Origin of the sequence: Aurantimonas marianensis (genome assembly GCF_024195285.1) — a bacterium.
In the GTDB taxonomy this organism is placed as follows: domain Bacteria; phylum Pseudomonadota; class Alphaproteobacteria; order Rhizobiales; family Rhizobiaceae; genus Aurantimonas; species Aurantimonas marianensis.
This window is the reverse complement of sequence record NZ_JALHBS010000047.1, coordinates 1-24,549: the sequence shown is the minus strand read 5'-3', so window position 1 is coordinate 24,549 and position 24,549 is coordinate 1. Positions and strand designations below refer to the sequence as shown.

Here is a 24,549-nt window from a genome sequence, read left to right as displayed (position 1 = left end):
GAGATGCCGCCGGCTGCGGCCCCCTTGGTCATTGGCGTTAGCAAAAAGGGTGGCCGAACGACCACCCCTTTCGCATCATCGGTCGGTTGCCGTTATCATCAAACCCGGGAAAGGCCCCGCCTTGTTACTGAGCCGGGGTCGCGGCATCAGGCGCCGCTGCGGCCGGAGCCGCATCCGCGGCGGCCGGGGCCGCATTCGCGGCCGGTGCGATCTGGCGTATGCCCTCGATCGCGCTCTCGCGCAGATCCCGCATGATGCCGTTGCTCCAGACCTCGGCGGCGCCGAGCATCTCGCGCGTCGCCAGGGGACCCTGCGCCAACAGCTTCTTGCCGGCTTCCGAGTTGTAAAACTCGCCGATCTGCCGCAGCTCCTCCTCGGTGAACAGCTTGGCATAGACGCGGGCGATTTCGTTTTCCAGGTCGCCGCGCCGCGGCGCGAGCGCCAGGGCCTTCTCGTCCACCATATCGGATATCGCGGTCTGGCGGTCGGGATTGTTACCGATCAGTTCGGACTTGATCTGCGTCGCGGCGTTGAGAAGAATATTGTCGAACTGGTCCGTGGCGTCGATGGCCTCGATCGCCACGCGGGCGGCGGCCAGGTGCGAGTCCGAGATTTCCTGCGCCAGCGCCGTCGCCGGCAGCATCAAGACCATGGCCGCGACCATCGAGCGGGTTTGGCGCGTCAATTCGCTGAAGATCATGAAACCTATGTCTCCGTTCGATTTCTCTCGTGCGCCGATCCGCGCTGTTGCATCCGGCGCTTGAGTATTGGATTTCAATCGGTTCTGGCAAGAGCGGCTGGCCGCTGGCGGCACAGCTCACGCGGTCAGCGTTTCAATCCCGTTTTCGGATGCGAGGATCGCCTCGCTCGCCAGACCGATGAAGAGGCCGTGCTCGACGACACCCGGAACCTGGTGCAGCGCCTGCGAAAGCGCTTCTGGATCGGGAATGCGGCTAAAAGATGCATCGAGAATCAAGTGCCCGCTATCCGTGATGAACGGATCCGCGCCTCGCCGCCGAAGGATCATGTCGCCCTCGAGCCCGAGGTTGGCGGCGGCCTTCTGGATGGCGAGATAGGTTGCCATCATTCCGAAGCCGTTGATTTCGATCGGCAGCGGAAAGGCGCCGAGCGTATCGACTTTCTTGGAAGCGTCGGCGATCACCAGCATCCGGTCGGAGGCGGCCGCGACGATCTTCTCGCGCAGCAGCGCCCCGCCTCCCCCCTTGATGAGACGCAGGCGGTCGTCCACTTCATCGGCGCCGTCGATGGTCAGGTCCAGCTGCGGCACGGTCTCCAGCGTGGCGGTCGGCACGCCAAGTTCACGACAAAGCGCTTCGGTGCGGTCCGACGTCGTCACGCCGACCACGTCAAGTCCGGCATGCACACGATCGGCAAGCACCCGGACGAAGGCCTCGGCCGTCGATCCCGTGCCGATACCCAGCCGCATGCCGTCCTCGACATGGCCAAGCGCCGCCTCACCCGCCATGGTCTTCAGTTTCGCCGCGTCCGTCATCAGCCTCGGGTCCCTCCCTGGTTACGCCGTTGCTCTAGCCTTTCTCGGCCTGGCTGTCGATCAACCGGGGGCCGCGCGGCCAGTTGACCCCCGATGCCCGCCGGGCGAAGAGACTGCGGGTCCGGCGATGGATGTGTCGCCACCGGAAGGGCAAAAGGGGCATTCATTCATGGCGCGAGTCGCTGTCTTCGATCTCGACGGAACGCTGGTCGACACCGCGCCGGACCACGCCGCGAGCCTCAACCATTGCCTTGCGGCGGCCCGGATGCCGACGATGTCCCTCGACATGGTCCGACCCTATGCCGGACACGGCGCCCGCGTCATGCTGGACGAAGCCTATCGGCGGGACGACCGTCCTCTTCCCGACCAGGAGCTGAACGAGCAGACGGCCCGGTTTCTGGCGCATTACGAGGCGAACATCGCTGTCGCCTCGGCGCCGTTTCCCGGCGCTGTAGCAGCGATGGACCGGCTGGTTGAGGCCGGCTTCAGGCTCGCTGTCTGCACCAACAAATACGAACGCTTCGCTCGCTTGCTTCTGTCCGAAATCGGCCTCGCCGATCGTTTCGCGGCGATCTGCGGGTCCGATACCTTTGCGCGGCGCAAGCCCGATCCCTCGCATTTGACCGGGACCATCGAGCGCGCCGGAGGGCGTAGCGATGCCTCGATCATGATAGGCGACACCTCGACCGACATCGACGCCGCCGTTGCGGCAGGTATCCCATCGATCCTGGTGGATTTCGGCTATGCACCCGATGCGAACGCCCGCGCTCGGGCCAGCTTCATTCTCGACGACTACGCGCATCTGGACGCCGCACTCGCCGGCCGTCTGATCGGCGCACCGGCGCGACTATCCTGAATCCTGGCGTCGTCGCGATGCCGTATATTGACGAGCACGGCCCGGCGGCTCTATATCGCGGCACCTTCCCGGCGGCTACGGTCGCCCAGGCGGGGCGCGTAGCTCAGCGGGAGAGCACCTCGTTCACACCGAGGGGGTCACAGGTTCAATCCCTGTCGCGCCCACCAATCCTTTCCATGTTTTGGACGACGGTAGCTGCCGGCCATCCTTGCTCTCACCAGCGTCTCAGTGCCCTTTGCGTCGCCGTCCGGCCCTGACGTGCTTCGCGGCCTCTCAGCCCGCGCATTCGACGGGCACCGGTCGCCACCCGGTGACAAGACTGTCGTGCCTCCTGATCGGCTGATCTTCGACCCTCCCGGACCAGGGGGCGAGGTTTTTGTGGTGCCGGCTAACGGGTCGTCTCTGAACAAGCGATTGCAAAGCCGGTCGTGCGAGCCGCGAAGACTGCCGCCGCGAGGGTTTTGCTCGTCGACGAGCACATCAAAGATCGGGGCCCACGCGCAGTCTGGAATTTCGATTACCATCTCGAAAGGTAACCTAGACGAACGATTGGCGAGCGATATCTCTGGCTGGGTTGGACGGAGAAAATGGAGGTCGGGATGAAGAAAAATCCGGCTGACAATCGCAGCAGCATCGTTCCCGTTTCACGAGGGCGCCGCGCCTTCCTGCGCGGCATCTCGGGGAGCGGCTTGGTCGTGGGCAGTCTCCTCGTCGGAGCGGACGCCGTGGCGGACGAGCCGCGCGGCGTCGAAAGCGAGGAAGGGTATCGGGAGAACGGCCATATCCGCCGCTATTACGAGCTGTCGCGCTTCTGAGGCGCCAGTCCAGGGATCGTTACCGTGCTACAGAAAAAAGCTTCCGCCGCCGGCAGCCCTTGCCGCAACACGCCGAGGTCTGGCGCCGCGACGGTTTCCCGTCGCAGCTTCCTGCGGAACTCGGGGTTGGCCGTCGTAGGCCTTGCCGGAGCGAGCGCCCTGCGCAGCGGAATCGTAAGCGCGCGGACTGCCGATCAACCCGCTCAGGAAACCGGCACGCAGGTCAAGAAGACCATCTGTCCGTTTTGCGCCGTGGGCTGCTCCATCTGGGCGGAAGTCCAGAACGGCGTCTGGATCGGGCAGGAGCCAGCTTTCGAAAGTCCGATCAATCTCGGCACCCATTGCGCCAAGGGCGCGGCGACCCGAGAGCTGGCCATCGGCGAGCGACGCTTGAAATATCCGACCAAGCTCGAAAACGGCAAGTGGGTTCGGGTGAGTTGGGAGCAGGCGATCGAGGAGATCGGCGATCGGCTGCTGGAAATTCGCGAGACGAAAGGGCCGGACTCGGTCTACTGGCTCGGGTCGGCGAAGTTTTCCAACGAGATGGCCTATCTGCACCGCAAGTTCGCCGCCTTGTGGGGCTCCAACAACACCGATCATCAGGCCCGTATCTGTCATTCGACCACCGTCGCCGGCGTCGCCAACACCTATGGCTACGGCGCCATGACCAACACCTTCAACGACATCCACAATTCCAAATCCATCTTCCTGCTTGGCGGCAATCCCGCCGAGGCACATCCCGTTTCCATGCAGCATCTGCTGCGGGCCAAGGAGAACGGCGCCAGGTTCATCGTCGTCGATCCCCGTTTCACCCGCACCGCCGCTCATGCCGACGAGTATGTGCGCATCCGGCCGGGCACGGACGTGGCATTTTTGTGGGGCGTTCTGAATTATATTCTCGAGCAGGGATGGGAGGACGTCGAATACATCAAGCAGCGCGTGTTCGGATTCGAGGACATCCGCAAGGAAGTCGCAAACTATCCGCTCGATGTCGTGGCCGACATCACCGGCATTCCGGAGGACCAGATCCGCCGCGTCGCGGCGATCGTCGCCCGGAATCGCCCGGGAACCTTGATCTGGTGCATGGGCCTGACGCAGTCGACGATCGGCAACAACAAGACGCGCGCCGCATCCATCTTCCAGCTGGCGCTGGGCAACATCGGCAAGTCCGGCGGTGGGGCGAACATCTTTCGCGGACACGACAACGTCCAGGGCGCCACGGATCTTGGCGTCGTCTGCGACAACCTGCCCGGCTATTACGGCCTGAGCGAAGACGCATGGAAACACTGGGCCAGGGTCTGGGATCTCCCCTATGAGTGGGTCCGGGACCGGTTCGCTTCGAAGGAGCTGATGGAGCGGAAGGGCATGCCCGTCTCGCGCTGGTTCGATGGCGTGCTCGAGGCCGCCGACAACATCCAGCAGCCCAACCCCCTCAGTGCCATGATCTTCTGGGGACACGCGCCGAACTCCCAGACCCGTGGGCCGGACCTGAAGAAAGGCTTGGAGAAGCTGGACCTCCTGGTCATCGTCGATCCGGTACCGACGGTCTCCGCGGTCATGGGTGAGCGCACCGACGGCGTCTACCTTCTTCCCGCCGGGTCGACCATGGAATGCGCCGGATCGGTCACCAATTCCAACCGGTCGCTGCAATGGCGCGAAAAGGTCGTGGATCCGCTGTTCGAGGCGAAGTCCGACTACGAAATCGCGCGGCTCTTCGCTGAAAAGCTGGGTTTTGCCGATCAATTGCTGAAACACATCGGCGTCGAGAATGGCGAGCCGGTTGCCGAAGACATCCTGCGCGAGATCAATCGGGGAATGTGGACCATCGGCTACACCGGCCAGAGCCCCGAGCGGCTCAAACTGCACATGCAGAACCAGGAGCTGTTCCACCCGACCACCCTGATGGGGATGAGCGGCCCGGTGAAGGGTGAATATTACGGCCTTCCCTGGCCCTGCTGGGGAACGCCGGAGATGAAGCATCCCGGCACGCCGATCCTTTATGACCAGTCGAAGTCCGTCGCCGAAGGCGGGCTGCCGTTCCGCGCCCGGTGGGGCGTCGAGCGCGACGGCAAGAGCCTGCTTGCCGAGGACAGCTATCCCAAAGGATCGCCGATCCGGGACGGTTATCCCGAGATGACCGTCGCCGTGTTGGACCAGCTCGGATATCTGGGTGAGCTCACGCCGCGGGAGCAGCTCGTCATGGCATCGATCGGCATGGGCAGCTACCATCCCGCGTTGCTGGAAGCGAGCGATGGCGAGGCCCGACAGCTGTTATCGCGGATGGACGAGCCGGAACAGCCGCAAGCCGAGGCGACCGCCGAGGCTATGGTCGAAAATCGGGTCCGGCGGCAGTTCCCCGACATGTCCGCCAAGGCACAGACCGCGATCGCCGCTTATCTTGCTCACAAGAAGGAGGAGAAGCGCGACGAGGGTTCGGCGAAACAGGCCGGCGCTGGCGACGAGAACGCCGAGATCGGCGAGGCCGAGTTCAGCGGAGGCAAGGAAAACGATAGCGACCAGAAGGAACTCTCGGAGACCCACGCCCTTCGGGACAAGATACTGCGCATCAACTGGAAAACGGATCTGTCCGGTGGTCTGCAGCGGGTGGCGATCAAGAACGGTCTCGCCCCTTTCGGCAACGGCAAGGCGCGGGCGGTGGTGTGGACGTTTCCGGACGAGGTTCCCATCCACCGTGAGCCACTTTACACGCCGCGTCGCGACCTGCTCCCGAAATACCGGACCTATGACGACCGCACCGATTTCCGGCTGCCGACGGCCTATTGGTCGGTCCAGAAGAACGATCACAGCGTCCAGTTTCCGCTGGTATTGACCAGCGGCCGGCTGGTCGAGTTCGAGGGGGGCGGCGACGAGACCCGCTCGAACAAGTGGCTCGCCGAATTCCAGCAGGAGATGTTCGCCGAGATCAACCATGCCGATGCGGCGCGCGCCGGGATTTCCGATGGTGCCGCGGTCTGGGTCGCGACACCGGAGGGTGCCCGCATCCGCGTCGCCGCGATGCTGACCAATCGGGTCGAAGAAGGGACGGTCTTTCTGCCTTTCCATTTCGCCGGCATGTGGATGGGCGAAAGCATCGCCGAGCGCTATCCGGAGGGCACCGTGCCCTATGTCATCGGCGAAGCCGCCAACACGGCGATGACCTACGGCTACGATGTCGTCACCTTCATGCAGGAATCGAAGGCGTCGCTTTGCCGGATCGAACCCGCTTGAGGAGCATCCCATGGCTCGCATGAAATTTCTTTGCGATTCAGAGCGCTGCATCGAGTGCAACGCCTGCGCGACGGCCTGCAAGAACGAGAATGAAGTGCCGTGGGGAATGGTGCGCCGCCGGGTCGTGACCCTCAATGACGGCAACCCCGGCGAAAAGTCGATCGCGATCTCCTGCATGCACTGTACGGACGCGCCGTGCATCGCAGTTTGCCCGGTCTCTACGCTCTATCAGACAGACATCGGCATCGTCCTCCACGACAAGGACACCTGCATCGGTTGCGGCTATTGCTTCTACGCCTGCCCGTTCGGCGCCCCGCAATATCCCCGCGACACCAATTTCGGCTCCCGCGGCAAGATGGATAAGTGCACCTACTGCGCCGGCGGTCCGGAAGAAACCGGCTCGCAGGCCGAGTTCGAGAAATACGGACGCAACCGGATCGCCGAAGGCAAGCTGCCGCTTTGCGCCGAGGTCTGCTCGACGCGGGCGCTGCTGGCCGGCGATGGTGACGTCATTTCCGACATCTACCGCGAGCGTGCCGATCATCGCGGGTATGGCTCCGGCGCATGGGGGTGGACGACCGCCTATCATGCCTCCGATGCCACCTGAACGCAGGGAGAGCTGAGGACATGTCAGCAGCACGCATAGCCGGCGGCATCGTGGCCCTCATCGCCGGTCTGCTTCTCACGGTGGTGGTGGTGATCAGCTTTACCGGCGAGAATCTGGTTCAGCCGGAAGTCTCCGTCGCGGGGATTTCGCGCGACGGAGCGGCAAGCCGGCTCGTCGCCGCCGAAACGTTGATCGCGCGTTCGAACCTGTTGGGAGACCGCGTCCGGGCGGGCACCACTCGGGGCCAGTCTGTGGATACCGATGGCGGCGGCGGTGGCGTCGACCTGGTATTTCGCGATGGGGTGGCGGCGCCGCGCCAGCTTACTTCCTCGTGGCTCCAGATTGGCGAAAGCGAAGCGCCCATCCTGCCCGAGGCTAGACGCATCGAAGGCATCTCCTCCCTGCCTTACGAGAATGCCGCCTCCTTCGAGCAACCGGGCGGGCGCACCTGGCGCGGTCTGCACAATGATCCGGTGCGCTATGGCGGCGGCTGGATCATTTTCGGCGCGCTCGCCGCGCTCGGGCTGTTTCTCTTCGCGCGCGGCCGGATCCAGATCGCCGAAGGAGAAGCCGGCACGACGATCGAGCGCTTTTCGGCGACCGAGCGCGCCAATCACTGGATGACGGCGTCCGCCTTCGTGGTCATGGCGCTGACCGGTCTCGTCATCCTGTACGGCAAGCCCGTGTTGCTGCCGCTGATCGGCGAAGCGGCCCTGAGCGATCTCGCTTGGGGGAGCGCCTGGCTTCACATGGGCTCCGCCGTGCCGTTCGTGATCGGCGTGGGCGTGATGGTGGTATTCTGGCTGCTCCATAACCTGCCGACCCGCCTCGACTGGGAGTGGCTCAAGCGCGGCGGCGGGATGCTTCGTGACGACGGCAACAATCCCCCTGCCCGCAAGTTCAATGCCGGCCAGAAAATCGTCTTCTGGGGCGTTGTCCTCGGCGGTTCCGCCTTGCTCGTTTCAGGTCTCGTGCTGATGTATCCCTTCCTGTTCTTTGGCTATGACACCATGCAGACCGCACAGATTTCGCATGTGGTCATCGCCTTGCTCATGATCGCGCTCATTTTCGGTCACATCTACATCGGCACGATCGGAATGGTCGGAGCCTTCTCGGCGATGTGGTCCGGCAATGTGGACCGCAACTGGGCGAAGGAGCATCACAGCATCTGGTATCGCAAGGTTACCGGCGACCATGACGCTGACACTCAATTGCCCGAGGAGCGGACGACATGAAGGCTTTTTTCGCCGGAGCCACGCTTATGCTCGTGCTGGCGGGACTGTCGATGGCGTTGTTTACCGTTGCCGAGCAGCCGAGCGCCGAAGAAAGCGTTTACGTTCGTCTTGACGAGACCCGCTGATCGCCGGCGGCCCGGCGATCGCCGGACAGCCCACCCAGGACGATTTGCCCCGCGCTTGCACTCTCTTGGAGGGACGGCACGCTGCGCGACTGGAACCAAGGCCGCGCCATGCTGGCGTCCGATTTCGCGCCCTTTGTGAAGCACATTACGGCCGCGCTAGAGACTGCGGCAAGGGCTCGTCAGGCCCCGCGGCGTGACGTGAGGAATATCCCGCGCCAGGCAAAACAAGTGCAGCGCGCAACAAACCCGCTTCCCCGGCGTTGTCTCACATCGACGCAATCTGGCAATCCATCCGGCCGCTTGCCGGATCACGGGAGATCGACATGGCGACCAACACCGGCGAAGGCTATCGCAAGGGTTCCGTAACCGGCCGCACCCAGGTGGAACGAGAGGACGGCACCCACCAAAAGCGGGACGAGCGGACCGGCGAGTTCATGGAGGTCAAACAGTCCGACGGCAAGTTCAAGGGCGTCGCCAGGGAGCCGGACGGCCGCGATACCAAGAACTCCTGACGCCGCCGGGCGGAGTCGAGCCTCGGGTCATCCCGCGTCCGCCGCACCAGCCGCGCCTGACCGGCGCCGCTTTTCAGGGGCAAACGCCGCGTGCCCGGACATACCGGGCGGAGACCCATCCGGACGGATTGGCCGGGCCCCAGTAGGGGTTCTCGCAATCGCCTTCCATACAGGTCACGTGGTACCAGTTGCCGCTTCGGTCATAGACCGAGACGAGATCGCCGGCGTAGACCTCCCCGATCTGGCGCGCGCGCGCGGACGGCTCGCGCCTGACGGCGAGGAAGCCCGCGCCGCTCTGGTGATCATAGGAGGAGATCGGCCGCACACCGGTCACCCGCCCTGTGCAGTCGCCGGCGAGTGCTTGAGACGTGACGCCGAGCCCGGTAAGGGCCAAGGTCGCCGCTGCGACGGCAGATGTCGTTCGCGTCATCGATAGTCTCTCCCTGTTGCTTCGCAAGGCCGGCGCGACTGCCGCGTCCCCTCAGCCATCCTGCCGAAGCCGGCGGCGGGCTCCTTGATCTCGGTCAAGCGGCTGGGGTCCGGGGGTTCACAGCCCCGTTCGCGGTCAGGGCTGCGCCGCCCAGTAGCGCTCGAGGTCGCCGCGCAGCCGGGCTGGCGAACGTCTTTCCCACCCGTCCCGGTCTCCTACCAGATAAAAGACTGGCCGCAGCAGCGAGGGTCGGGACGCCGCGAGGTCGGCGAACTGGTCGGGAACGAAGACGTGCCTGCCGTAGATGTGACGCGCCTCTACCGGTAGCCCCGGAAAGGCGCGGCGCACGAGTTCGCTGCAGTAGACGCAGTCGGCCGTATCCGCGTCGAAGCGGAAGTCGAAGGGCTGGCCGACGGCGCCGAGCAGGAACCGCATGGCCCGGCGTCGTTCGACCCGGGAGCCGAGCGCCGGACGCAGCACGAGCAGATAGTCCACATTGAGGACGGTCTCCGTCGAGCTGAGGTGCACGCCGTTCTGATCCGCCTCGATGAAGCGCTTGCCGGCGAGGATGCCCTGCGCCTGCGCCCGCGCGACCGCATCGCTCCAGACGCCCAGCCGGCGCATGTCCGCCTCGGATCCCAGATAGATCGCCGAATGCTTGAACAGGCCCGGCAGGGTCGCGTTGGTCAGCCGCCCGGCCGAGGTCACAAGGACGATGTCGAGCGGTTGCAGATGCTGTTTTAGGAGCTGGACCGCCCCGTCTCTGGCGTTCAGATGGCCGTCGCGCCATTCGACGGCGGCCACGAATCGTCCGATCGCCGGCGCGATCGGATCGAGCACCGCCACCAGCCAGTCGGGATAGCGTTCGACGTTGCTGCAGCATTTACGGATCGCCGGGGGCGGCGGCTCGGGACCCAGCTCGTTGGCTCCCGGACGGGTGACACAGCCGGCGAGCGCCACCAGCAAAAGCATTGTGAACAGCGCTCGCGGCAGGCGTGACAACGCGATGGTCGGAAAGCACCGGGGATGTGTCATGGGATGCTTGCGGTCTCTCCGATCGCGAGGGTGCGTGCCTTCCTCGTGGCGCCGGCCCGAAGGAACCGGCGCGCCGGTTCGTTCCGCCGCTCCGGCGACAGGGCGAACGTACCCCAGTGAATGCCGATCGCCACCCTGGCCCGAAGATCGTCCGCCAGCCGGACTGCCTCTTCCGGGCTGATATGCATCTCGCCGACGAGAAGCTGCGGCTCGGATGCGCCGATCGGCACCAGGACGAGATCATAGGGACCGCGCCGGCGACCGATCTGCGAAAAGACCGGGCCGTAGCCGGTATCGCCGATGAACAGCACGCGATGCCCGCGACCGGCGAACTCCCACGAGAAAGCCGCGCCGTCCCGGATCCCCAAGAGATTGCGCCGCGTGGCATGGACGGCCGGAAGGCCTGTGACGGTCACTGCGCCGACGCGCAGGGGCCGGTTCAACGGCAGCGCGTGGACATGGCGAAAGCCGTCATCAGCCACCAGATGCTGCAGCCCGTCGGGAACGACGATCACGGCGTCCGGAAAGCGCGCGGCCAGCGCACGCAGGGATGGTTCATGCAGATGATCGAAGTCCCCATGGGAGATCACCACCGCGTCGATCTTCGGTAGCCCATCGAGTTGGAGCGCGGGTCGACCGTAAAGAACCGGAAGCGGACTCCAGGGCGAAACGGCTCCCGCAAGGATGGGGTCGGTCAGGATGGTGGTCTTCCCGAGCCGCAGGAGAGCGGTCGAATGGCCATACCAGGTTACCTGCAACGCCCCGCGCTTTGGCGATCTCGCCGCTTTCCCGGGTGCCGCCTCGCCATTTGGTTCGACAGCCTCGCCAGGTTCCCGCAAGCGCTCGGCAAGCGCGTAGGCGCCGGTGGAAAGCCAGAAACGGTGAAGGGCGAGACCAGCACCGCGAAGCGGCTGCGGCGCGAGCACAGCAGGCGTTTCGTCTCCGCCGGACAGTCCACCTGGCGGGCGCGAAGCGCACCCGGCCACAAGGAGCGCCAGACATAGAGCCGTCCAAAGGCCTCGAAAACGCGACATCAGGAAGACCCTTGGAACGCGGAACAGACTTACCTTACCGGGGGCAAGAATGTTTCCGCAACTTATCGATGCGCCTAAAGCGCCATCGTGCTACCGGCAACCGTACCGCCTCTCCCGGTGCTGGATCGCGGCGACCCCGCGCTCGTCGGAGGCGGGGAGCGGGCCATAGGGTGGGAAGCAGTTGCGGCCGAAGACGCGCTGCGCACGCCGGGCCTCGAAGCAGTACCCCGGGTCGGCGTAGATCGCGTTTCGGGCATACCAGAGTTCGTCGCAACTCAGGTCGCGATCGTTCTGCGCGACAGCCGGCGATAGGCCGGCGACGGCGGGGAAGAGCGTCGTGAGAAACCGTCGTGCTATGCGCCGGATCATGTCGAACGACCGCACCTTCGATTAGCGCAGCCGTTCTTCGCGGAGCGACGCGATTCCCCTCGCCTCGCTTTCCCCTTAGAGTTCAGGCCACCGTCACCTTGAGATCGCCGATCCCGTCGATATGGCCTTCGAGCACATCGCCGCGCTGTACCGCGCCGACGCCGGCCGGCGTGCCGGTCATGATGACGTCGCCAGGCGCCAGCCGGAACAGGCCGGACAGGTAGGAGATCGACTCCGCCACTTTCCAGATCATCTGGTTGAGGTCGCCGTTCTGGCGTGTTTCGCCATTGATCTTGAGCCAGATCGCGCCCGAATCCGGATGACCGATTTCCGATGCCGGAACGACCTCGGAAACCGGCGCGGATTCCTCGAACGCCTTGCCGACTTCCCACGGGCGGCCGAGCTTTTTGGCCACGCCCTGCAGGTCGCGCCGGGTCATGTCGAGACCAACGGCGTAGCCATAAACGCAGGACAGCGCGTCCTCCACCGAAATGTCCTCGCCGCCCTTGCCGAGACAGACGACGAGCTCGATCTCGTGATGCACGTCGTTGCTCTTGCCGGGATAGGGAAACGTGCCGCTTGTCGTCAGATTGTCCGGGTTCTTCTGGAAGAAGAACGGTTCTTCCTTGTTGGGGTCATGCCCCATCTCGATCGCATGGTCGGCATAGTTGCGGCCGACGCAATAGACCCGCCGGACCGGGAACGTCTCGGTAGAGCCGCGGACCGGTAGTGCCGGCATCGCGGCGGGCGTGAAGACGGGGGACATGAGCGATTTTCCTTGATTGATGACGGTTAGAAATCAGCCGCGGCTGGCGGCATAGAATTCGACGCGCCGTTCCAGCCAGGCGAGGCTTTCGGCCAGGATGAAGGCGAGCGCGAACAGGACCAGAAGCGCGGCCCAGAAATGCTCCATCAGGAAGCGCGAACCGTAGAGCTTGAACAGCGCGCCGAAGCCGACGATCGAGACCAGGATCTGGCCGATGATGACGCCCTTCACCGCGCGGATGACGCCAAGGCGGATGCCGGCGAGAATCTCAGGCAAGGCCGCCCAGACATAGATGCCCCGGAAGGCCTGCCAGCGATTGGCGCCGAAGCTGTGGGCCATCTCGACCAGCGAGGGCGAGATCGAGCGCACGCCGGCGCGGGAATCGAGGACGATGATCCAGATCGCGAACAGGACGACGGTGAGGATGATCGTCGTCTGGCCGAGCCCGAACAGCACCATGATCACCGGAACCAGCGCGGTCAGCGGCGCTGACAGGAAGAGGTTGACCCAGGGTAGGAAGATCCGGTCGGCGATGATCGAGCGGCCCATCAGAATGCCCAGCGGCACACCGACCCCGATCGCGATCACATTGCCGATGACGAAGGCATAGGCGGTGACGCCGAGCGCCGACATGAAGCTGCGGGTGGGCACAATCTCGACGAGCGTGACGAGAACGGCCGACAGCGGCGGCAGCAGGATGGTGATTTCCAGCCGGCCGACGATTTCCCACAGGATCGCCCAGAGGATCAGCGAGCCGACCATGGGAATGCGATGTCCGAAGATGACCATGTCGCGCCTCAGTCCAGATAGGTCTTGAGCGACTGCCAAATGGCGTCGACCGTGTCGAGATAGACCGGATGCCGGCGGATCGCGTCCGCGTCGCCGTCGCGGTTGATGTCCGGCTCGATGATCTCGGCGATCCGGCCGGGGCGCGGCGACAGCAGCACAATGCGATCGGAGACGTAGACCGCCTCCTCGATCGAATGGGTGACGAAGATGAAGGTCTTCTTCTCGTTGGCGACGAGCGTCAGCAAATCCTCCTGGAACTTGCGGCGGTTCTGTTCGTCGACGGCCGAAAACGGTTCGTCCATCATCAGGACGTCGGCATTGACCGACAAGGCCCGCGCCAGGCCGACGCGCTGGCGCATGCCGCCGGACAGCTCGTGCGGGAAGCGCTCCTCGAAGCCGGAAAGTCCCACCTGGGTGATGTATTTGCGGGAGATCTCCTCCCGCTCGGTCTTCGGCGTGCCGCGCAGTTCCAGCCCGAAGGCGACATTGCGCAGTACCGTGGCCCAGGGCATCAGCGCGAAATCCTGGAACACGAAGGCGCGCTCGGGGCCGGGACCGGCGACAGGCTTGCCATTGACCAGAACGTCGCCCGAGGTCGCCGGCAACAGGCCAGCGATGATCTTCAAGAGCGTGGTCTTGCCGCAGCCGGACGGGCCGAGCAGCGAGGTGAGCTGGCCGCGGGGAAAGTCGACGCTGACGTCTTCCAGCGCCTGGACACCGCCCGGATAAAGCTTGCTGACGTTCCGGACAGCAACGACGGAATCGGTGACCTTCGACGGAGCGGCGAAGGCAAGGGGAGCGATGGCGTTCACGAAATGGCTCGCTTTTCGGGTCGAAAGATCGTGACCTCGACGCGCTCGATCAGTTCGATGAACAGCACGGAAAACACGATGATGGACAGGATCGCGGCATACATGCCGGGATAGTTCGCGATGGAACGGTTGTAGGTGATCAGGTCGCCGACTCCGGTCGGCGTGATCAGCAATTCAGCGAGGATGGCGCCGATGAAGCCCGAGGCGGCGCCGAGCCGAAGCCCGGCGAAGATCACGGGGCTGGCGGCCGGCAGGATGATCCGCGTGATCACCTTCCAGCGCGGGGCGAGAAACGAGCGGCCCATCTCGACCAGCGATGCTGGTGTGTGGCGGACGGCGGCATAGGAATTCAGCACGATCACCGGCATCGCCATGATGCAGACGACGATGGTCTTCGACGTCAGCCCGATGCCGTACGAAAACACGATCAGCGGAATGAGCGCGGCGAGCGGCGCGGCCTGCGCGACGATGAAGATCGGCGAGGCGACCCATTCGGCCTTGGAATTGAGGCCCATGGCGACACCGATCGCCACGCCGAAGATGGCGGAAATGATCAGGCCGAGGACCAGCGGCTGCAATGTGATCGAAAAGGCCGTGATCAGCGAGCCGTCGGCCAGCATCTCCCAGAGTGCGGCCATCGTTTCGGTGAAGGTCGGAAAAGCCGGGCTGATCGGCACCAGGCCGGCCCATTGCCAGGCGACGCAGAACACGGTTACCGAGAGGACCCGCAGGGTCAGCGGATGAGCGAGAAACGACGCCGCAGCGTTGGGCTGCTTGTCGCGAAGGGCGGCCGGCTGCCCGCCCATCCCATGGGGCAGGAACCGGGAGAGGCGGAGCCCGGCTGGCTCCACCTCCAAGGGGCGATGCTCAGCCACCGAGCTTCTCTTCCGCGCGCTGGAGCGGGCCGAGGTCCCAGAAATCCTCCACCTTCAGACTGTCGGCCGGGCCGTCTAGCTGGCCGGCCTTGGTGTAGAATTCGAAATCAGCCTTGGCGGTATCCATGCCGCCCTTCGGATCGAACAGATCGTTTTCGACGCCCTCGGTGTAGAATGGCGTGACCTCGTCGAGGAGTTCCTTCGGCTGATCGGAAAGCAGATCACGCTTGGCCCGCTCGGTCTCGATGATCGAGGGATCCTCGTTCATCTCCTTCCAGAGCCGCAGCAGCTCCTCGACAAGCAGATCCGCCTGCTCGGGGTGCTCGGAAAGCCATTGCTGCGAGGCGAAGACCAATTCGTCGCTCGGCTTGGCGTCGAGACCCGGCAGGACCTGGAACTTGTCGCCGGCCTTCGCCATCAGGATGTTCTTGTTGGCGAGATCGACGATGGTGGCGTTGATCGTGCCGTTCATCATCGCGATGATGCGGTTTTCCGATCCCGGAACATAGTTGCGCTGACCGAATTCGATGCCTTCCCGCTCGGCGATGATGTTGCCGATCGCCTCGGTCCCGGTGCCGCGTGCATGGAAGGTGAAGGGTTCGCCGTCGAGATCCTGCCAGCTCTTGTATTCATTCGACGCGACCGGGAAGAACACCAGCCGCGACATCTGGAAGATGGCGCGCAGCGGCACCTTGGCCTTCTGGATGATCGTGTAGGGCGTGCCCACGCCGATGTCGGCCTGGCCGCTGACCAGCGCCTGGATCGCCAGCTCCTCCTCGGCGAAGGAGGTCAGCTCGTAGTCGAGACCCTTTTCCTTGGCGCGGTCGAGCGCGACGAGAAAGGCCAGCGTTTCCACCGACACGACGTCGCCAAGTGCCACGCGGACCTTTTCCTGCGCGGTTGCGGCGGGCACGCCGAGGCCGATCGTCGCGGCGATTGCCCCTGCGGCGAGCGTTCCGGTTATCTTCGTCCAAATTCTCATGATGTCCTCCCAATTGGCTTGTTTCGGTTGCTGCCTCATACGTGCCGCACCGGCCGCTGACGGGGCCATTCTCCCTTGCCAATACCTGATTGGTTAAGGCATAAGGTTGGAATGATCAAGACGGAATCATCTGACCGAATTCGCAAGCCGGACGAATTAATAATGTCTGAGCCGGGTGTCTTCCCCCCGCCAGCAACCGATCGAAACGGCGGCCAGAGCGCGCTGGTGCAGCTGCGCGCCTACCTTGCGCAGAAGGAATTCGCGCTCAACGCGCGGCTGCCGCCGGAACGCGAACTCGCCGAGCTGGTCGGGGTGTCGCGGGGCGATCTGCGCAAGGCTTTGGCGGTGCTGGAGGAACATGGCGAGCTCTGGCGCCATGTCGGCAAGGGCACATTCGTCGGCGCGCGGCCGGTGGCGGAACTCGCCTCAATTGCGGCAATCGCCGATCAGACCAGCCCGGCGGAGGTAATGCGGGCGCGCCTGGTCATCGAGCCGGAACTGGCGCGCGAGGCCGCACTGCACGCCACCGCCGACGACATTCGGGCGCTGCGGCTCTGCGTTTCCAGCGCCCGCGAGGCAGCCACCTGGCGGCAGTACGAAAACTGGGACAACCGGCTGCATCGCACGATCGCGGAAGCCGGCAAGAACGCCCTGCTTCTCGCCATCTTCGATACGATCAACCTCGTGCGGCGCACGGTGGTATGGGGCCGCCTGCGGACCGATCTTCCGCAGCCGCCGGCCGATCACCACAGTTTTGCCGAGCACGAGGCCATCGTCGACGCGATCGAGGAGCGCAATCTCGTGGCCGCGGCCGCCGGCATGCGTCTGCATCTTCAGCACGTCCAGACGGATCTGATCGCCCGCCATCAATCCGCGGCGGAATAACCGGGTCACGTGGCGAACACCGCCGGCTATCGTGCCGCGCGGCCATAACCAATGCTTGATTGGTTTATCAGCCCGCGCGGAGAATCTCGCAGGCGAATGTCGGCGGGTCCATCGGATAACCTTCGCTAACCGCGCCTAGCCGCCCCCGCTTCTGAGGACCGTCGACGACACCGGCGAACGCGGGCCGTGCAGAAACACCCAGGCCGGCGGTTTTCTGAACGGCAGCGCTGCCGCCTTCCGTTCGGCCAGCCGGGCATAGGCGAAGGCCTGCGCCATCGGCGCCGACAGGACCGATAGCGTCGATCCCGGGCGGTCGACCACCGCGATCGGAAACGTCGCGACGATCCGCCGCCAGTCCTGCCAGCGATGGAACGAGGCGAGGCTGTCGGCACCCATGATCCAGACGAAGCGGACGCCGGGTCGTTTCTGGCGCAAGAGCGCCAGCGTCTCGGCGGTGTAGCGGATGCGATGCGCCGCTTCGAAGGCGGTGACATCGACCCGAGGCCCGCCGGCGAGTGCCTCGACCGCCGCCAGCCTCTCGCCGAGCGGGCGCAGATGGCCATTGTCCTTGAGCGGATTGCCGGGCGTGACCATCCACCAGATGCGGTCGAGTCGCAGGCGTCGAAGGGCGATCTCGGCGACCAGACGATGGCCCTGGTGCGGCGGATTGAACGAGCCGCCGAACAGCCCGACGACCATGCCCGCCTCGGTGTGTGGCATGGCGAGCGCCGCCGGGTCGACACCACGGGGCCAGTCGGCACGCGCTTGGGTCTGCCTCACGGGCGAGTCTGGCCGGTCCCGCGGACACGGTAGTTGAAGCTGGTCAGCTGCTCGACACCGACCGGGCCGCGCGCATGCATCTTGCCGGTGGCGATGCCGATCTCCGCGCCCATGCCGAATTCGCCGCCATCGGCGAACTGGGTCGAGGCGTTGTGCAGGAGAATAGCCGAATCGACTCCGGCGAAAAACGCCGCCGCTACAGCCTCATTTGCGGTGACGACCGCCTCGGTGTGGTGGGACGAGTGCCGTTCGATATGGGCGATGGCCCCGTCCACACCGTCAACCAGGGCAACCGATATGATCGCGTCGAGATATTCTGTGTCGAAATCCTCCTCGCCCGCCGGCTCGGCGGTGGGGTAGCGCTGGCGGACCTCGTCGGTGGCCCGGATTTCGCAGCCCGCCGTGCGCAGCGCCTCGAGGATCGGCAACAGATGGGTGTTCGCCGCCGCCCGGTCCACCAGCAGCGTTTCGGCCGCGCCGCAAATGCCGGTGCGCCGCATCTTGGAATTGACGACGACATCGATTGCCATCTCCAGATCGGCCGCGCCGTCGACATAGACGTGGCACAGACCTTCCAGATGCGCGAAGACCGGCACCCGCGCCTCGTCCTGGACGCGGGCGACGAGCGAGCGGCCGCCGCGCGGCACGATCACGTCGATGGCACCGCCGAGACCTTTCAGCATTTCTCCGACGGCGGCGCGGTCGGTCGAGGGCACGATCTGGATCGCGTCCTCCGGCAGGCCGGCATGAACCAGGCCAGCCACCAGCGCCGCGTGGATCGCGGCCGACGACCGGGCCGAGTCGGAGCCACCACGCAGGATCACCGCGTTGCCGGATTTCAGGCACAGGGCGCCAGCGTCGGCGGTGACGTTCGGCCGGCTCTCATAGATGACGCCGACGACGCCGAGCGGGGTCCGCACCCGCTCGATTCTTAGACCGTTCGGCCTTTCCCAGGCGGCGATGGTCGCACCGACGGGGTCCGGCAGCGCGGCGACCGCGCGAATACCGTCGGCGATCGCGCCGAGACGCGCCTCGTCCAGCGTCAGCCGGTCGATGAACGACGCGGCCATGCCGCTTTCCTTCGCCCGCTCGATATCGGCGCGGTTTTCGCTCAGGATCGTGTCCCGCGCCTGCAGGATCGAATCCGCCATCGCCTCCAGCGCGGCGTTCTTCGCTTCCGTCGGCGCCGTGGCGAGGCTCCGCGCGGCACGGCGCGCGCGCTGGCCGATCGCGGCCATCAACGCCTCGATCGAGCCCGCCTCCGTTGCACTCCTGTCGAGCATGTTTACCTCTTCGCTCTTCGTCCTGCTCACGCGATGGGAAGGGATTCGTCGGCCGGATCCACCGCCGCCGCCTCCATCACCAGATCGTCGCGATGGATCATCGCCGTGCGGCCCTCATAGCCGAGCACCGTCGCCACCTCCGCCGAGCGCAATCCGGCAATCCGCCGCGCGTCATCACAATCGTAGGCGACGAGGCCGCGCGCGATCCTGCGGCCATCGAGCCCGGAAACCGCGATCGTGTCGCCGCGCCGGAATTCGCCGTCGACGGAAACGATTCCTGCCGGCAGCAGGCTCTTGCCGGCGCACAGCGCCTTGACCGCACCAGCATCCACGACGAGCCCGCCAGCGGAGCCGAGATGCCCGGCGATCCAGCGCTTGCGCGCCGTTACCGGATTGCCGGCGGCGCGAAACAGCGTCGCGGGTTCGCCGCGCTCGATGGCGCTCAGCGGAAACAGCCGGTCGCCCGCCGTGATGATCATCGCGGCGCCCGAGCCGGTGGCGATCTTGCCGGCATCGATCTTGGTCTTCATGCCGCCGCGCGACAGCTCCGACCCGGCCGCGCCCGCCATCGCCTCGATGTCCGGTGTAATCCTCTCGACCAGCCGGATATGCCGCGCCGCCGGATCGAGGGCGGGCGGCGCGGTATAAAGACCATCGACGTCGGAGAGGAGAATCAGCAGATCGGCGCCCATCATCGTCGCGACGCGAGCCGCCAGCCGATCATTGTCGCCATAGCGGATTTCCGAGGTGGCGACGGTGTCGTTCTCGTTGATCACCGGCAGCGCGCCGAAACCGAGCAAGGTCGAGATCGTCGCGCGGGCGTTGAGATAGCGCCGCCGCTCCTCTGTGTCGCCGAGGGTCAAGAGGATCTGCCCGGTCTCGATGCCGTGGCGGCCGAGAATCTCCGAATAGGTTCGTGACAGGGCGATCTGCCCGACGGCCGCGGCCGCCTGGCTTTCCTCCAGCCGCAGCGGGCCGGCGGGCATTTTCAGGAGCTTGCGGCCGAGCGCGATCGCGCCCGACGAGACGACGAGTATCTGCCGCCCGTCGCCGCTGAGACGAGCGATATCTTCGCCGAGCGATTCCAGCCAGGCGCGCTTCAGTCCGCTTTCACGATCGACGAGAAGCGAGGAGCCGATCTTGACGACGATGCGGGCGTAGCCCTCGAGCAGGTTCGTCATCGCTCCTCCCTGGCGGCCCGCGCCTCGGCGAAACGATCGGGCTCCTCCGCGTCGGCGGCCGGGGCGAGACTGGCGATGCGGCTCTTCATTTCGCGCAGCGCCTCGGTCATGCCCTCGCGGCTGACCGCCGAGAGCGCCAGCGGCGGCCTTCCGACCACGGCCTCCAGTTCGGCGAGCTTTTCCGCCCGCGCCTCGTCGGTCAGGGTGTCGACCTTGGACAGCGCCACGATCTCGGGCTTTTCCGCCAGCCCGTGCTCATAGGCCTCCAACTCGCGCCGCACGGTGCGATAGGCGCCGGCGACATCGTCCTCGCTGGCGGAGACAAGATGCAACAGGACGCTGGTGCGCTCGACATGGCCGAGGAAGCGGTCGCCGATGCCGACGCCCTCGTGCGCGCCCTCGATCAGGCCGGGAATATCGGCGATGACGAATTCGGCGTCGTCGATCTTCGCAACTCCGAGGCCGGGATGCAGCGTCGTGAACGGATAATCGGCGATCTTCGGTCGCGCCCGCGTGACGGATGCGAGAAACGTCGACTTGCCGGCGTTGGGAAGCCCGACCAGACCGGCGTCGGCGATCAGCTTCAGCCGCAGCCAGATCGTCAGCTCCTCGCCCTCCAGACCGGGATTGGCGCGGCGCGGCGCCTGGTTCACCGAGGTCTTGAAATGCGCGTTGCCGAAACCGCCATTGCCGCCCGCGGCCAGCCGATGGCGCTCGCCGACATGGGTGAGATCGCAAAGCAGCGTCTCGTTGTCTTCGGCAAAGACCTGGGTTCCGGCCGGCACCTTCAGCGTCACGTCGGGGCTCTTGGCACCGGTGCGGTTGCGGCCCATGCCATGCCCGCCGGTCTTGGCCTTGAAATGCTGCTGGTAGCGATAGTCGATCAGGGTGTTCAGGCCAGCCACCGCCTCGATGAAGATATCGCCGCCCCTGCCCCCGTCGCCCCCGTCCGGACCGCCGAATTCGATGAATTTCTCGCGGCGGAACGAAACCGAGCCGGCACCGCCATCACCGGAGCGGATATAGACCTTGGCCTGGTCGAGAAACTTCATAGCGGTTGTCTTTCGTCTTCTTGATCTGCGGCAAGTCCGGCTCGCCTGTCATAGCGGGCCGGGCGGCCGTTGGAAACGACCCTGTGTTTCCGGTTCAGTACGGCGCGAGCTCAGCCCGGCTCTTGGCGAAGGTCACATCCGAGGTGGCGAGTGGAATCGCAAATTTCGAGACGATGACGTGGTTTGCGATCGTCCCGTCGGGACGGCCGGTCATTTCGTGGCGAAAATGCAGAAGCGTGCTCCCGCCGCCGGGCGCATGGCCGTCATAGTCGAGAACGGCGCCGTTCTTCGTCTGAACGCCGACCACCGGCATCGGCGGCCCAAGCTTCCCCGTCTTCAGCTCCGTCGCGACGGTACCGCCGTAAAGACCCGGCCCGGTCCGCACCAGATCCCAGCGTTGCAGGCGTTCGCCATCGTGGAAGGTGAAGCGTTCGTCGAGCTGGAACCGGTCGCCCGTCTGCCTGCCCTCGAATTCGGCGGTAAAAGCCTCGGTGAAAACCCAGGCTGTCGTCACCGTGCCCTTCGAGACCGACGTTCCCTCGAAGAAATCCGGCAACGACAGGCCGTTGGGATCGGGTCGTGGAAGCCGCGACGGCGCGGCGAACCACGTCACACCCGCAAGCAATATAACGGCGCCACCTGCGGCAATCGTCGGCCAAAGCCAACGCCGGCCCTGTCTTCCGGTCATTGCCGACCCCAGGCCTTGAGCGACGCCCAGCAGCTGCGATCCATCACGAAATGTTCGCTCGCGACCCGGCCCGCGGACACCGACTCGATCATGCCGCTGCCACAGAAGTGAAAGCCGCATTTGCGGATCACCCGCCGCGACGCCTCGTTGACGACACGGCAACTCACGTCGATCGCATCGAGCCGCAGATGGGAAAAGCCATAATCGATGACCGCCTGGGCGCCTTCGGTCGCGATGCCGCGCCCCCAATAGGTCCGGCCGACCCAATAGCCGAGTTCGGCGTGCCCTTGCCTGCCCGAGGGCTTCAAGCCGCAACAGCCGACAAGCCGGTCATCTTTCTTCAGGCACAGGGCGAAGACGATTTCCGCCCCGTGGTCGGCGATAAACGCGCGCGCGTCGGCGACACGGTACGGATGCGGGATGCGCGCAAGCATCGCCGCGAGGTGGTGATCGTTGGCGAGCCTGGCCAGCGGCTCCGCGTCCTTCATCGCCAGGGGGCGCAGCCGGAGCCGTCCTGACTCAATCGAGACGTCATCCCGTTCGGCGGGCAATTCCTCGGTCATCGCATCGTCCTTCCCGAGACGCGAAAAGGGGAGATGGCGGTCCATCTCCCCTTTTGTCGCTCTGAAGTCCGATGCGTCTCGGAGGGATCAGAGGGCCGGGTCGTTGGAACGCCGGCGCTCTGAAGCTCCGGTCACTCGGCGGCTTCTGCTTTCGGCAGTACGGCTACGTAGGTGCGCCCGTTCGCCTTGTGCTGGAACGCGACGTTACCTTCGGCCTTGGCGAAGAGCGTGTGATCCTTGCCGATGCCGACATTCGCACCCGGATGCCAGCGCGTGCCGCGCTGCCGGATGAGAATGTTGCCTGGAATTACGGCTTCGCCGCCGAACTTCTTCACGCCGAGGCGCTTGGATTCGGAATCGCGACCGTTGCGCGACGAGCCGCCTGCTTTCTTATGTGCCATCGTCTGTCTCCTTGCCTGTCAGGCTACCGGATCGGGTTCGCGGTAAAAATCCGCCCCGGGTCTTATTTCGTCGCCAGCTCTTTGGCCTGCTCGCGCCAGTCCTCGATCTGGGCGGCGCTGAACGGCATATGCTCGTCGATCCGCGCAACGTCCTTGTCGCTCAGCTTGGCGATCTGGGCAAAGGTGGTGATGCCCTGCTCGTTGAGCTGCTTCTCGGCGACCGGACCGATGCCCTTGATCGTGGTCAGCTTGTCGGCATCGCCCTTCGGCGCGGTGAACAGGCTCGCCGGCGCGGATGCTGCCGCCTGCTTCGGCTCCGCAGCCTTTTCGGCAACCTTCGCAGGCTTCGCGGCTTCGTCGGTCGCCTCGACCGGCTTTGCGGTCTTGGCAGGCTTCGTTCTGGCGGCCGACGTCTTCGACGGGGCCTTGCCGTCGGTCAGGATCTCGGCGACGCGGATCAGCGTCAGATCCTGGCGATGGCCGCGCGAACGCTTGGAGTTCTGCCGACGGCGCTTCTTGAAGGAGATGACCTTCTTGCCGCGCGTCTGGCCGATGATCTCGGCGGTCACGGAGGCGCCCGCGACGAACGGCGCGCCGACGGTCGAGCCGACCATCAGCACTTCCTTGAAGGTCACGAGATCGCCGGCCTCGCCAGGCAGACGCTCGATGGTGAACTGGTCTTCGGGGACAACGCGGTACTGCTTGCCACCGGTCTTGATGACTGCGAACATTTTATCTCCGTTCGTTCGATCGGCTCTCGCGCCGTAAAGGCCCGGGCCATCTTCTTGTCAGTCGGTTGCGAAATGGGCGAAAACAAACGGGCGCGGTCAAGCCACGCCCCAATTTGATGTCCGTCACTAGCGGGCCGGGTCCTTAAGGTCAAGTCAACTTTGCGGGCCGACCCCGATCGGTTGCTTGGGTTCGTAGCGCCCGATATGGGGGCGACAGTAGTGGTCATGAATCCATAAACCCATGACATGCGACAATGTCGCGGGTAATCGCGCCGCGCGGGAAACATGAGGACAGGACCCGATCATGACGATACTCGTCACCGGCGGCGCCGGCTATATCGGCAGCCACATGGCCTGGGAACTCCTGGATCACGGCGAGACGGTCGTCGTTCTCGATCGGTTGTCCACCGGCTTCGACTGGGCGGTGCCGCCCGAGGCAACGCTGGTCGTCGGCGATGTCGGCGATGCCGATCTCCTCGATCGCACCATCGCGACATATAACATCGACGCCATCATCCATTTCGCCGGCTCGATCATCGTCCCGGAATCCGTCGCCGATCCCCTTGGCTATTACGAGAACAACACGGTCAAGTCGCGCGCCCTGATCGCGGCGGCGGTCCGCGGCGGCGTCAAGCATTTCATCTTTTCCTCGACCGCGGCCGTCTACGGGTCACCCGCCACCATCCCCGTCACCGAAGCGGCCGCGACGCTGCCGGAATCGCCCTATGGCGCGTCCAAGCTGATGACCGAAATCATGCTGCGCGACACGGCGTTCGCGCATGATTTTCGCTATACCGCGCTGCGCTATTTCAACGTGGCGGGTGCCGACCCGCTGGGACGCACCGGCGAATCGACCAGGGGCGCGACGCATCTGATCAAGGTCGCGTCCGAAACAGCGCTCGGCAAACGCGGCTTCCTGGAAGTCTACGGCACCGATTATCCGACCGCCGACGGCACCTGCGTGCGCGACTACATCCATGTCACCGACCTCGTCAAAGCCCA

General features: G+C 65.1%; 28 protein-coding genes and 1 tRNA gene. 10 read left to right on the top strand and 19 right to left on the bottom strand.

All coding sequences use genetic code 11. The features are described 5' to 3' along the window. Window positions 1-124: 124 nt before the first annotated feature. Both MJ956_RS08775 and rpiA read right to left on the bottom strand, forming a co-directional pair. Window positions 125-643 (bottom strand): DUF2059 domain-containing protein, encoded by a 519-nt coding sequence (locus MJ956_RS08775; RefSeq protein WP_253964099.1) that lies wholly within the window; start codon window positions 641-643, stop codon window positions 125-127. Between the two features lie 174 nt (window positions 644-817). Then, window positions 818-1,513, bottom strand: coding sequence for a ribose-5-phosphate isomerase RpiA (rpiA, locus tag MJ956_RS08770; RefSeq protein WP_253964098.1), 696 nt, complete (start codon window positions 1,511-1,513; stop codon window positions 818-820). A gap of 169 nt (window positions 1,514-1,682) precedes the next feature. Between rpiA and MJ956_RS08765 the strand changes: the two genes are divergently transcribed. The 8 genes from MJ956_RS08765 to MJ956_RS08735 all read left to right on the top strand — a co-directional run bounded on the left by MJ956_RS08765 (window position 1,683) and on the right by MJ956_RS08735 (window position 8,891). Continuing rightward, window positions 1,683-2,369: an HAD-IA family hydrolase gene (locus tag MJ956_RS08765; RefSeq protein WP_253964097.1), complete on the top strand. Its 687-nt coding sequence runs from the start codon at window positions 1,683-1,685 to the stop codon at window positions 2,367-2,369. 92 nt (window positions 2,370-2,461) lie between these two features. Further along, a tRNA-Val gene (locus MJ956_RS08760) sits at window positions 2,462-2,536 on the top strand. Window positions 2,537-2,968: 432 nt separating this feature from the next. Next, a complete protein-coding gene (locus MJ956_RS08755; RefSeq protein WP_253964096.1) occupies window positions 2,969-3,184 on the top strand; it encodes a hypothetical protein in 216 nt (71 codons plus the stop codon). A 24-nt stretch (window positions 3,185-3,208) separates the two neighbouring features. After that, complete coding sequence (locus MJ956_RS08750; protein ID WP_253964095.1) at window positions 3,209-6,412, top strand: formate dehydrogenase subunit alpha; 3,204 nt, start codon at window positions 3,209-3,211, stop codon at window positions 6,410-6,412. 10 nt (window positions 6,413-6,422) lie between these two features. After that, complete coding sequence (fdh3B, locus tag MJ956_RS08745) at window positions 6,423-7,019, top strand: formate dehydrogenase FDH3 subunit beta (protein ID WP_253964094.1); 597 nt, start codon at window positions 6,423-6,425, stop codon at window positions 7,017-7,019. Then, complete coding sequence (locus tag MJ956_RS08740; protein WP_253964093.1) at window positions 6,977-8,254, top strand: formate dehydrogenase subunit gamma; 1,278 nt, start codon at window positions 6,977-6,979, stop codon at window positions 8,252-8,254. The genes fdh3B and MJ956_RS08740 overlap by 43 nt, the downstream gene beginning before the upstream one ends. Beyond that, complete coding sequence (locus MJ956_RS18780) at window positions 8,251-8,379, top strand: hypothetical protein (protein WP_256477793.1); 129 nt, start codon at window positions 8,251-8,253, stop codon at window positions 8,377-8,379. Before MJ956_RS08740 ends, MJ956_RS18780 begins: the two co-directional genes overlap by 4 nt. Window positions 8,380-8,702: 323 nt before the next feature. Further along, the gene (locus MJ956_RS08735) at window positions 8,703-8,891 is read left to right on the top strand and encodes a hypothetical protein (RefSeq protein WP_253964092.1); all 189 of its coding nucleotides are present in this window, start codon (window positions 8,703-8,705) and stop codon (window positions 8,889-8,891) included. 73 nt (window positions 8,892-8,964) lie between these two features. On the opposite strand, the gene MJ956_RS08730 is transcribed toward MJ956_RS08735, so the two are convergent. From MJ956_RS08730 to MJ956_RS08690, 9 genes are all read right to left on the bottom strand, one after another. Continuing rightward, the gene (locus MJ956_RS08730) at window positions 8,965-9,321 is read right to left on the bottom strand and encodes an SH3 domain-containing protein (RefSeq protein WP_253964091.1); all 357 of its coding nucleotides are present in this window, start codon (window positions 9,319-9,321) and stop codon (window positions 8,965-8,967) included. A 135-nt stretch (window positions 9,322-9,456) separates the two neighbouring features. Continuing rightward, entirely contained in the window at window positions 9,457-10,356 is a 900-nt protein-coding gene (locus tag MJ956_RS08725; RefSeq protein WP_253964090.1) for a YiiX/YebB-like N1pC/P60 family cysteine hydrolase, read from the bottom strand. After that, the gene (locus MJ956_RS08720; RefSeq protein WP_253964089.1) at window positions 10,353-11,282 is read right to left on the bottom strand and encodes an MBL fold metallo-hydrolase; all 930 of its coding nucleotides are present in this window, start codon (window positions 11,280-11,282) and stop codon (window positions 10,353-10,355) included. The genes MJ956_RS08725 and MJ956_RS08720 overlap by 4 nt, the downstream gene beginning before the upstream one ends. A gap of 198 nt (window positions 11,283-11,480) precedes the next feature. Next, on the bottom strand, window positions 11,481-11,759 hold the full coding sequence (locus tag MJ956_RS08715) for a YARHG domain-containing protein (protein ID WP_253964088.1): 279 nt from the start codon (window positions 11,757-11,759) through the stop codon (window positions 11,481-11,483). An 82-nt stretch (window positions 11,760-11,841) separates the two neighbouring features. Beyond that, a complete protein-coding gene (locus MJ956_RS08710; RefSeq protein WP_253964087.1) occupies window positions 11,842-12,525 on the bottom strand; it encodes a fumarylacetoacetate hydrolase family protein in 684 nt (227 codons plus the stop codon). 33 nt (window positions 12,526-12,558) lie between these two features. Further along, a complete protein-coding gene (locus MJ956_RS08705) occupies window positions 12,559-13,314 on the bottom strand; it encodes an ABC transporter permease (RefSeq protein WP_253964086.1) in 756 nt (251 codons plus the stop codon). Between the two features lie 8 nt (window positions 13,315-13,322). Continuing rightward, window positions 13,323-14,126 carry an ABC transporter ATP-binding protein gene (locus tag MJ956_RS08700; RefSeq protein WP_253964085.1) on the bottom strand — a complete coding sequence of 268 codons (804 nt, stop codon included), beginning with the start codon at window positions 14,124-14,126 and terminating at the stop codon, window positions 13,323-13,325. Then, the gene (locus MJ956_RS08695) at window positions 14,123-15,001 is read right to left on the bottom strand and encodes an ABC transporter permease (protein ID WP_253964084.1); all 879 of its coding nucleotides are present in this window, start codon (window positions 14,999-15,001) and stop codon (window positions 14,123-14,125) included. The genes MJ956_RS08700 and MJ956_RS08695 overlap by 4 nt, the downstream gene beginning before the upstream one ends. Beyond that, a complete protein-coding gene (locus tag MJ956_RS08690; protein WP_253964083.1) occupies window positions 14,994-15,983 on the bottom strand; it encodes an ABC transporter substrate-binding protein in 990 nt (329 codons plus the stop codon). Before MJ956_RS08690 ends, MJ956_RS08695 begins: the two co-directional genes overlap by 8 nt. Window positions 15,984-16,145: 162 nt before the next feature. Between MJ956_RS08690 and MJ956_RS08685 the strand changes: the two genes are divergently transcribed. Continuing rightward, window positions 16,146-16,868 carry a FadR/GntR family transcriptional regulator gene (locus tag MJ956_RS08685; RefSeq protein ID WP_253964082.1) on the top strand — a complete coding sequence of 241 codons (723 nt, stop codon included), beginning with the start codon at window positions 16,146-16,148 and terminating at the stop codon, window positions 16,866-16,868. 135 nt (window positions 16,869-17,003) lie between these two features. Here the strand turns inward: MJ956_RS08685 and MJ956_RS08680 are convergent, their stop codons facing one another. The 8 genes from MJ956_RS08680 to MJ956_RS08645 all read right to left on the bottom strand — a co-directional run bounded on the left by MJ956_RS08680 (window position 17,004) and on the right by MJ956_RS08645 (window position 23,547). Continuing rightward, window positions 17,004-17,588: a nicotinate-nucleotide adenylyltransferase gene (locus MJ956_RS08680; protein WP_253964114.1), complete on the bottom strand. Its 585-nt coding sequence runs from the start codon at window positions 17,586-17,588 to the stop codon at window positions 17,004-17,006. A 56-nt stretch (window positions 17,589-17,644) separates the two neighbouring features. Beyond that, complete coding sequence (locus MJ956_RS08675) at window positions 17,645-18,931, bottom strand: glutamate-5-semialdehyde dehydrogenase (RefSeq protein WP_253964081.1); 1,287 nt, start codon at window positions 18,929-18,931, stop codon at window positions 17,645-17,647. Between the two features lie 26 nt (window positions 18,932-18,957). Continuing rightward, window positions 18,958-20,112: a glutamate 5-kinase gene (gene proB / locus MJ956_RS08670; protein WP_253964080.1), complete on the bottom strand. Its 1,155-nt coding sequence runs from the start codon at window positions 20,110-20,112 to the stop codon at window positions 18,958-18,960. Beyond that, window positions 20,109-21,164 (bottom strand): GTPase ObgE, encoded by a 1,056-nt coding sequence (obgE, locus tag MJ956_RS08665; RefSeq protein ID WP_253964079.1) that lies wholly within the window; start codon window positions 21,162-21,164, stop codon window positions 20,109-20,111. The genes proB and obgE overlap by 4 nt, the downstream gene beginning before the upstream one ends. Window positions 21,165-21,258: 94 nt before the next feature. Then, window positions 21,259-21,777 (bottom strand): DUF3833 family protein, encoded by a 519-nt coding sequence (locus MJ956_RS08660; RefSeq protein ID WP_253964078.1) that lies wholly within the window; start codon window positions 21,775-21,777, stop codon window positions 21,259-21,261. Window positions 21,778-21,848: 71 nt separating this feature from the next. After that, window positions 21,849-22,415 (bottom strand): GNAT family N-acetyltransferase, encoded by a 567-nt coding sequence (locus MJ956_RS08655; RefSeq protein WP_253964077.1) that lies wholly within the window; start codon window positions 22,413-22,415, stop codon window positions 21,849-21,851. A gap of 131 nt (window positions 22,416-22,546) precedes the next feature. Further along, window positions 22,547-22,816, bottom strand: coding sequence for a 50S ribosomal protein L27 (gene rpmA / locus MJ956_RS08650; RefSeq protein ID WP_206453290.1), 270 nt, complete (start codon window positions 22,814-22,816; stop codon window positions 22,547-22,549). A 62-nt stretch (window positions 22,817-22,878) separates the two neighbouring features. Further along, window positions 22,879-23,547 carry a 50S ribosomal protein L21 gene (locus tag MJ956_RS08645; protein WP_253964076.1) on the bottom strand — a complete coding sequence of 223 codons (669 nt, stop codon included), beginning with the start codon at window positions 23,545-23,547 and terminating at the stop codon, window positions 22,879-22,881. A 304-nt stretch (window positions 23,548-23,851) separates the two neighbouring features. Here MJ956_RS08645 and galE point away from each other — a divergent pair. After that, on the top strand, window positions 23,852-24,549 hold a 698-nt coding region (gene galE / locus MJ956_RS08640; RefSeq protein WP_253964075.1), incomplete at its 3' end, for a UDP-glucose 4-epimerase GalE.

Excerpts from the sequence above, each read along its gene's own strand:
- fdh3B (WP_253964094.1), top strand. The coding sequence starts at position 6,423 with ATGGCTCGCATGAAATTTCTTTGCGATTCAGAGCGCTGCATCGAGTGC.
- obgE (WP_253964079.1), bottom strand. The coding sequence starts at position 21,164 with ATGAAGTTTCTCGACCAGGCCAAGGTCTATATCCGCTCCGGTGATGGC.
- MJ956_RS08730 (WP_253964091.1), bottom strand. The coding sequence starts at position 9,321 with ATGACGCGAACGACATCTGCCGTCGCAGCGGCGACCTTGGCCCTTACC.
- MJ956_RS18780 (WP_256477793.1), top strand. The coding sequence starts at position 8,251 with ATGAAGGCTTTTTTCGCCGGAGCCACGCTTATGCTCGTGCTGGCGGGA.
- MJ956_RS08655 (WP_253964077.1), bottom strand. The coding sequence starts at position 22,415 with ATGACCGAGGAATTGCCCGCCGAACGGGATGACGTCTCGATTGAGTCA.
- MJ956_RS08680 (WP_253964114.1), bottom strand. The coding sequence starts at position 17,588 with ATGCCACACACCGAGGCGGGCATGGTCGTCGGGCTGTTCGGCGGCTCG.
- MJ956_RS08765 (WP_253964097.1), top strand. The coding sequence starts at position 1,683 with ATGGCGCGAGTCGCTGTCTTCGATCTCGACGGAACGCTGGTCGACACC.
- rpiA (WP_253964098.1), bottom strand. The coding sequence starts at position 1,513 with ATGACGGACGCGGCGAAACTGAAGACCATGGCGGGTGAGGCGGCGCTT.
- MJ956_RS08690 (WP_253964083.1), bottom strand. The coding sequence starts at position 15,983 with ATGAGAATTTGGACGAAGATAACCGGAACGCTCGCCGCAGGGGCAATC.
- MJ956_RS08715 (WP_253964088.1), bottom strand. The coding sequence starts at position 11,759 with ATGATCCGGCGCATAGCACGACGGTTTCTCACGACGCTCTTCCCCGCC.
- MJ956_RS08735 (WP_253964092.1), top strand. The coding sequence starts at position 8,703 with ATGGCGACCAACACCGGCGAAGGCTATCGCAAGGGTTCCGTAACCGGC.
- MJ956_RS08710 (WP_253964087.1), bottom strand. The coding sequence starts at position 12,525 with ATGTCCCCCGTCTTCACGCCCGCCGCGATGCCGGCACTACCGGTCCGC.
- rpmA (WP_206453290.1), bottom strand. The coding sequence starts at position 22,816 with ATGGCACATAAGAAAGCAGGCGGCTCGTCGCGCAACGGTCGCGATTCC.
- MJ956_RS08675 (WP_253964081.1), bottom strand. The coding sequence starts at position 18,931 with ATGCTCGACAGGAGTGCAACGGAGGCGGGCTCGATCGAGGCGTTGATG.
- MJ956_RS08685 (WP_253964082.1), top strand. The coding sequence starts at position 16,146 with ATGTCTGAGCCGGGTGTCTTCCCCCCGCCAGCAACCGATCGAAACGGC.
- proB (WP_253964080.1), bottom strand. The coding sequence starts at position 20,112 with ATGACGAACCTGCTCGAGGGCTACGCCCGCATCGTCGTCAAGATCGGC.
- MJ956_RS08645 (WP_253964076.1), bottom strand. The coding sequence starts at position 23,547 with ATGTTCGCAGTCATCAAGACCGGTGGCAAGCAGTACCGCGTTGTCCCC.
- MJ956_RS08755 (WP_253964096.1), top strand. The coding sequence starts at position 2,969 with ATGAAGAAAAATCCGGCTGACAATCGCAGCAGCATCGTTCCCGTTTCA.
- MJ956_RS08725 (WP_253964090.1), bottom strand. The coding sequence starts at position 10,356 with ATGACACATCCCCGGTGCTTTCCGACCATCGCGTTGTCACGCCTGCCG.
- MJ956_RS08740 (WP_253964093.1), top strand. The coding sequence starts at position 6,977 with ATGGGGGTGGACGACCGCCTATCATGCCTCCGATGCCACCTGAACGCA.
- MJ956_RS08705 (WP_253964086.1), bottom strand. The coding sequence starts at position 13,314 with ATGGTCATCTTCGGACATCGCATTCCCATGGTCGGCTCGCTGATCCTC.
- MJ956_RS08775 (WP_253964099.1), bottom strand. The coding sequence starts at position 643 with ATGCTGCCGGCGACGGCGCTGGCGCAGGAAATCTCGGACTCGCACCTG.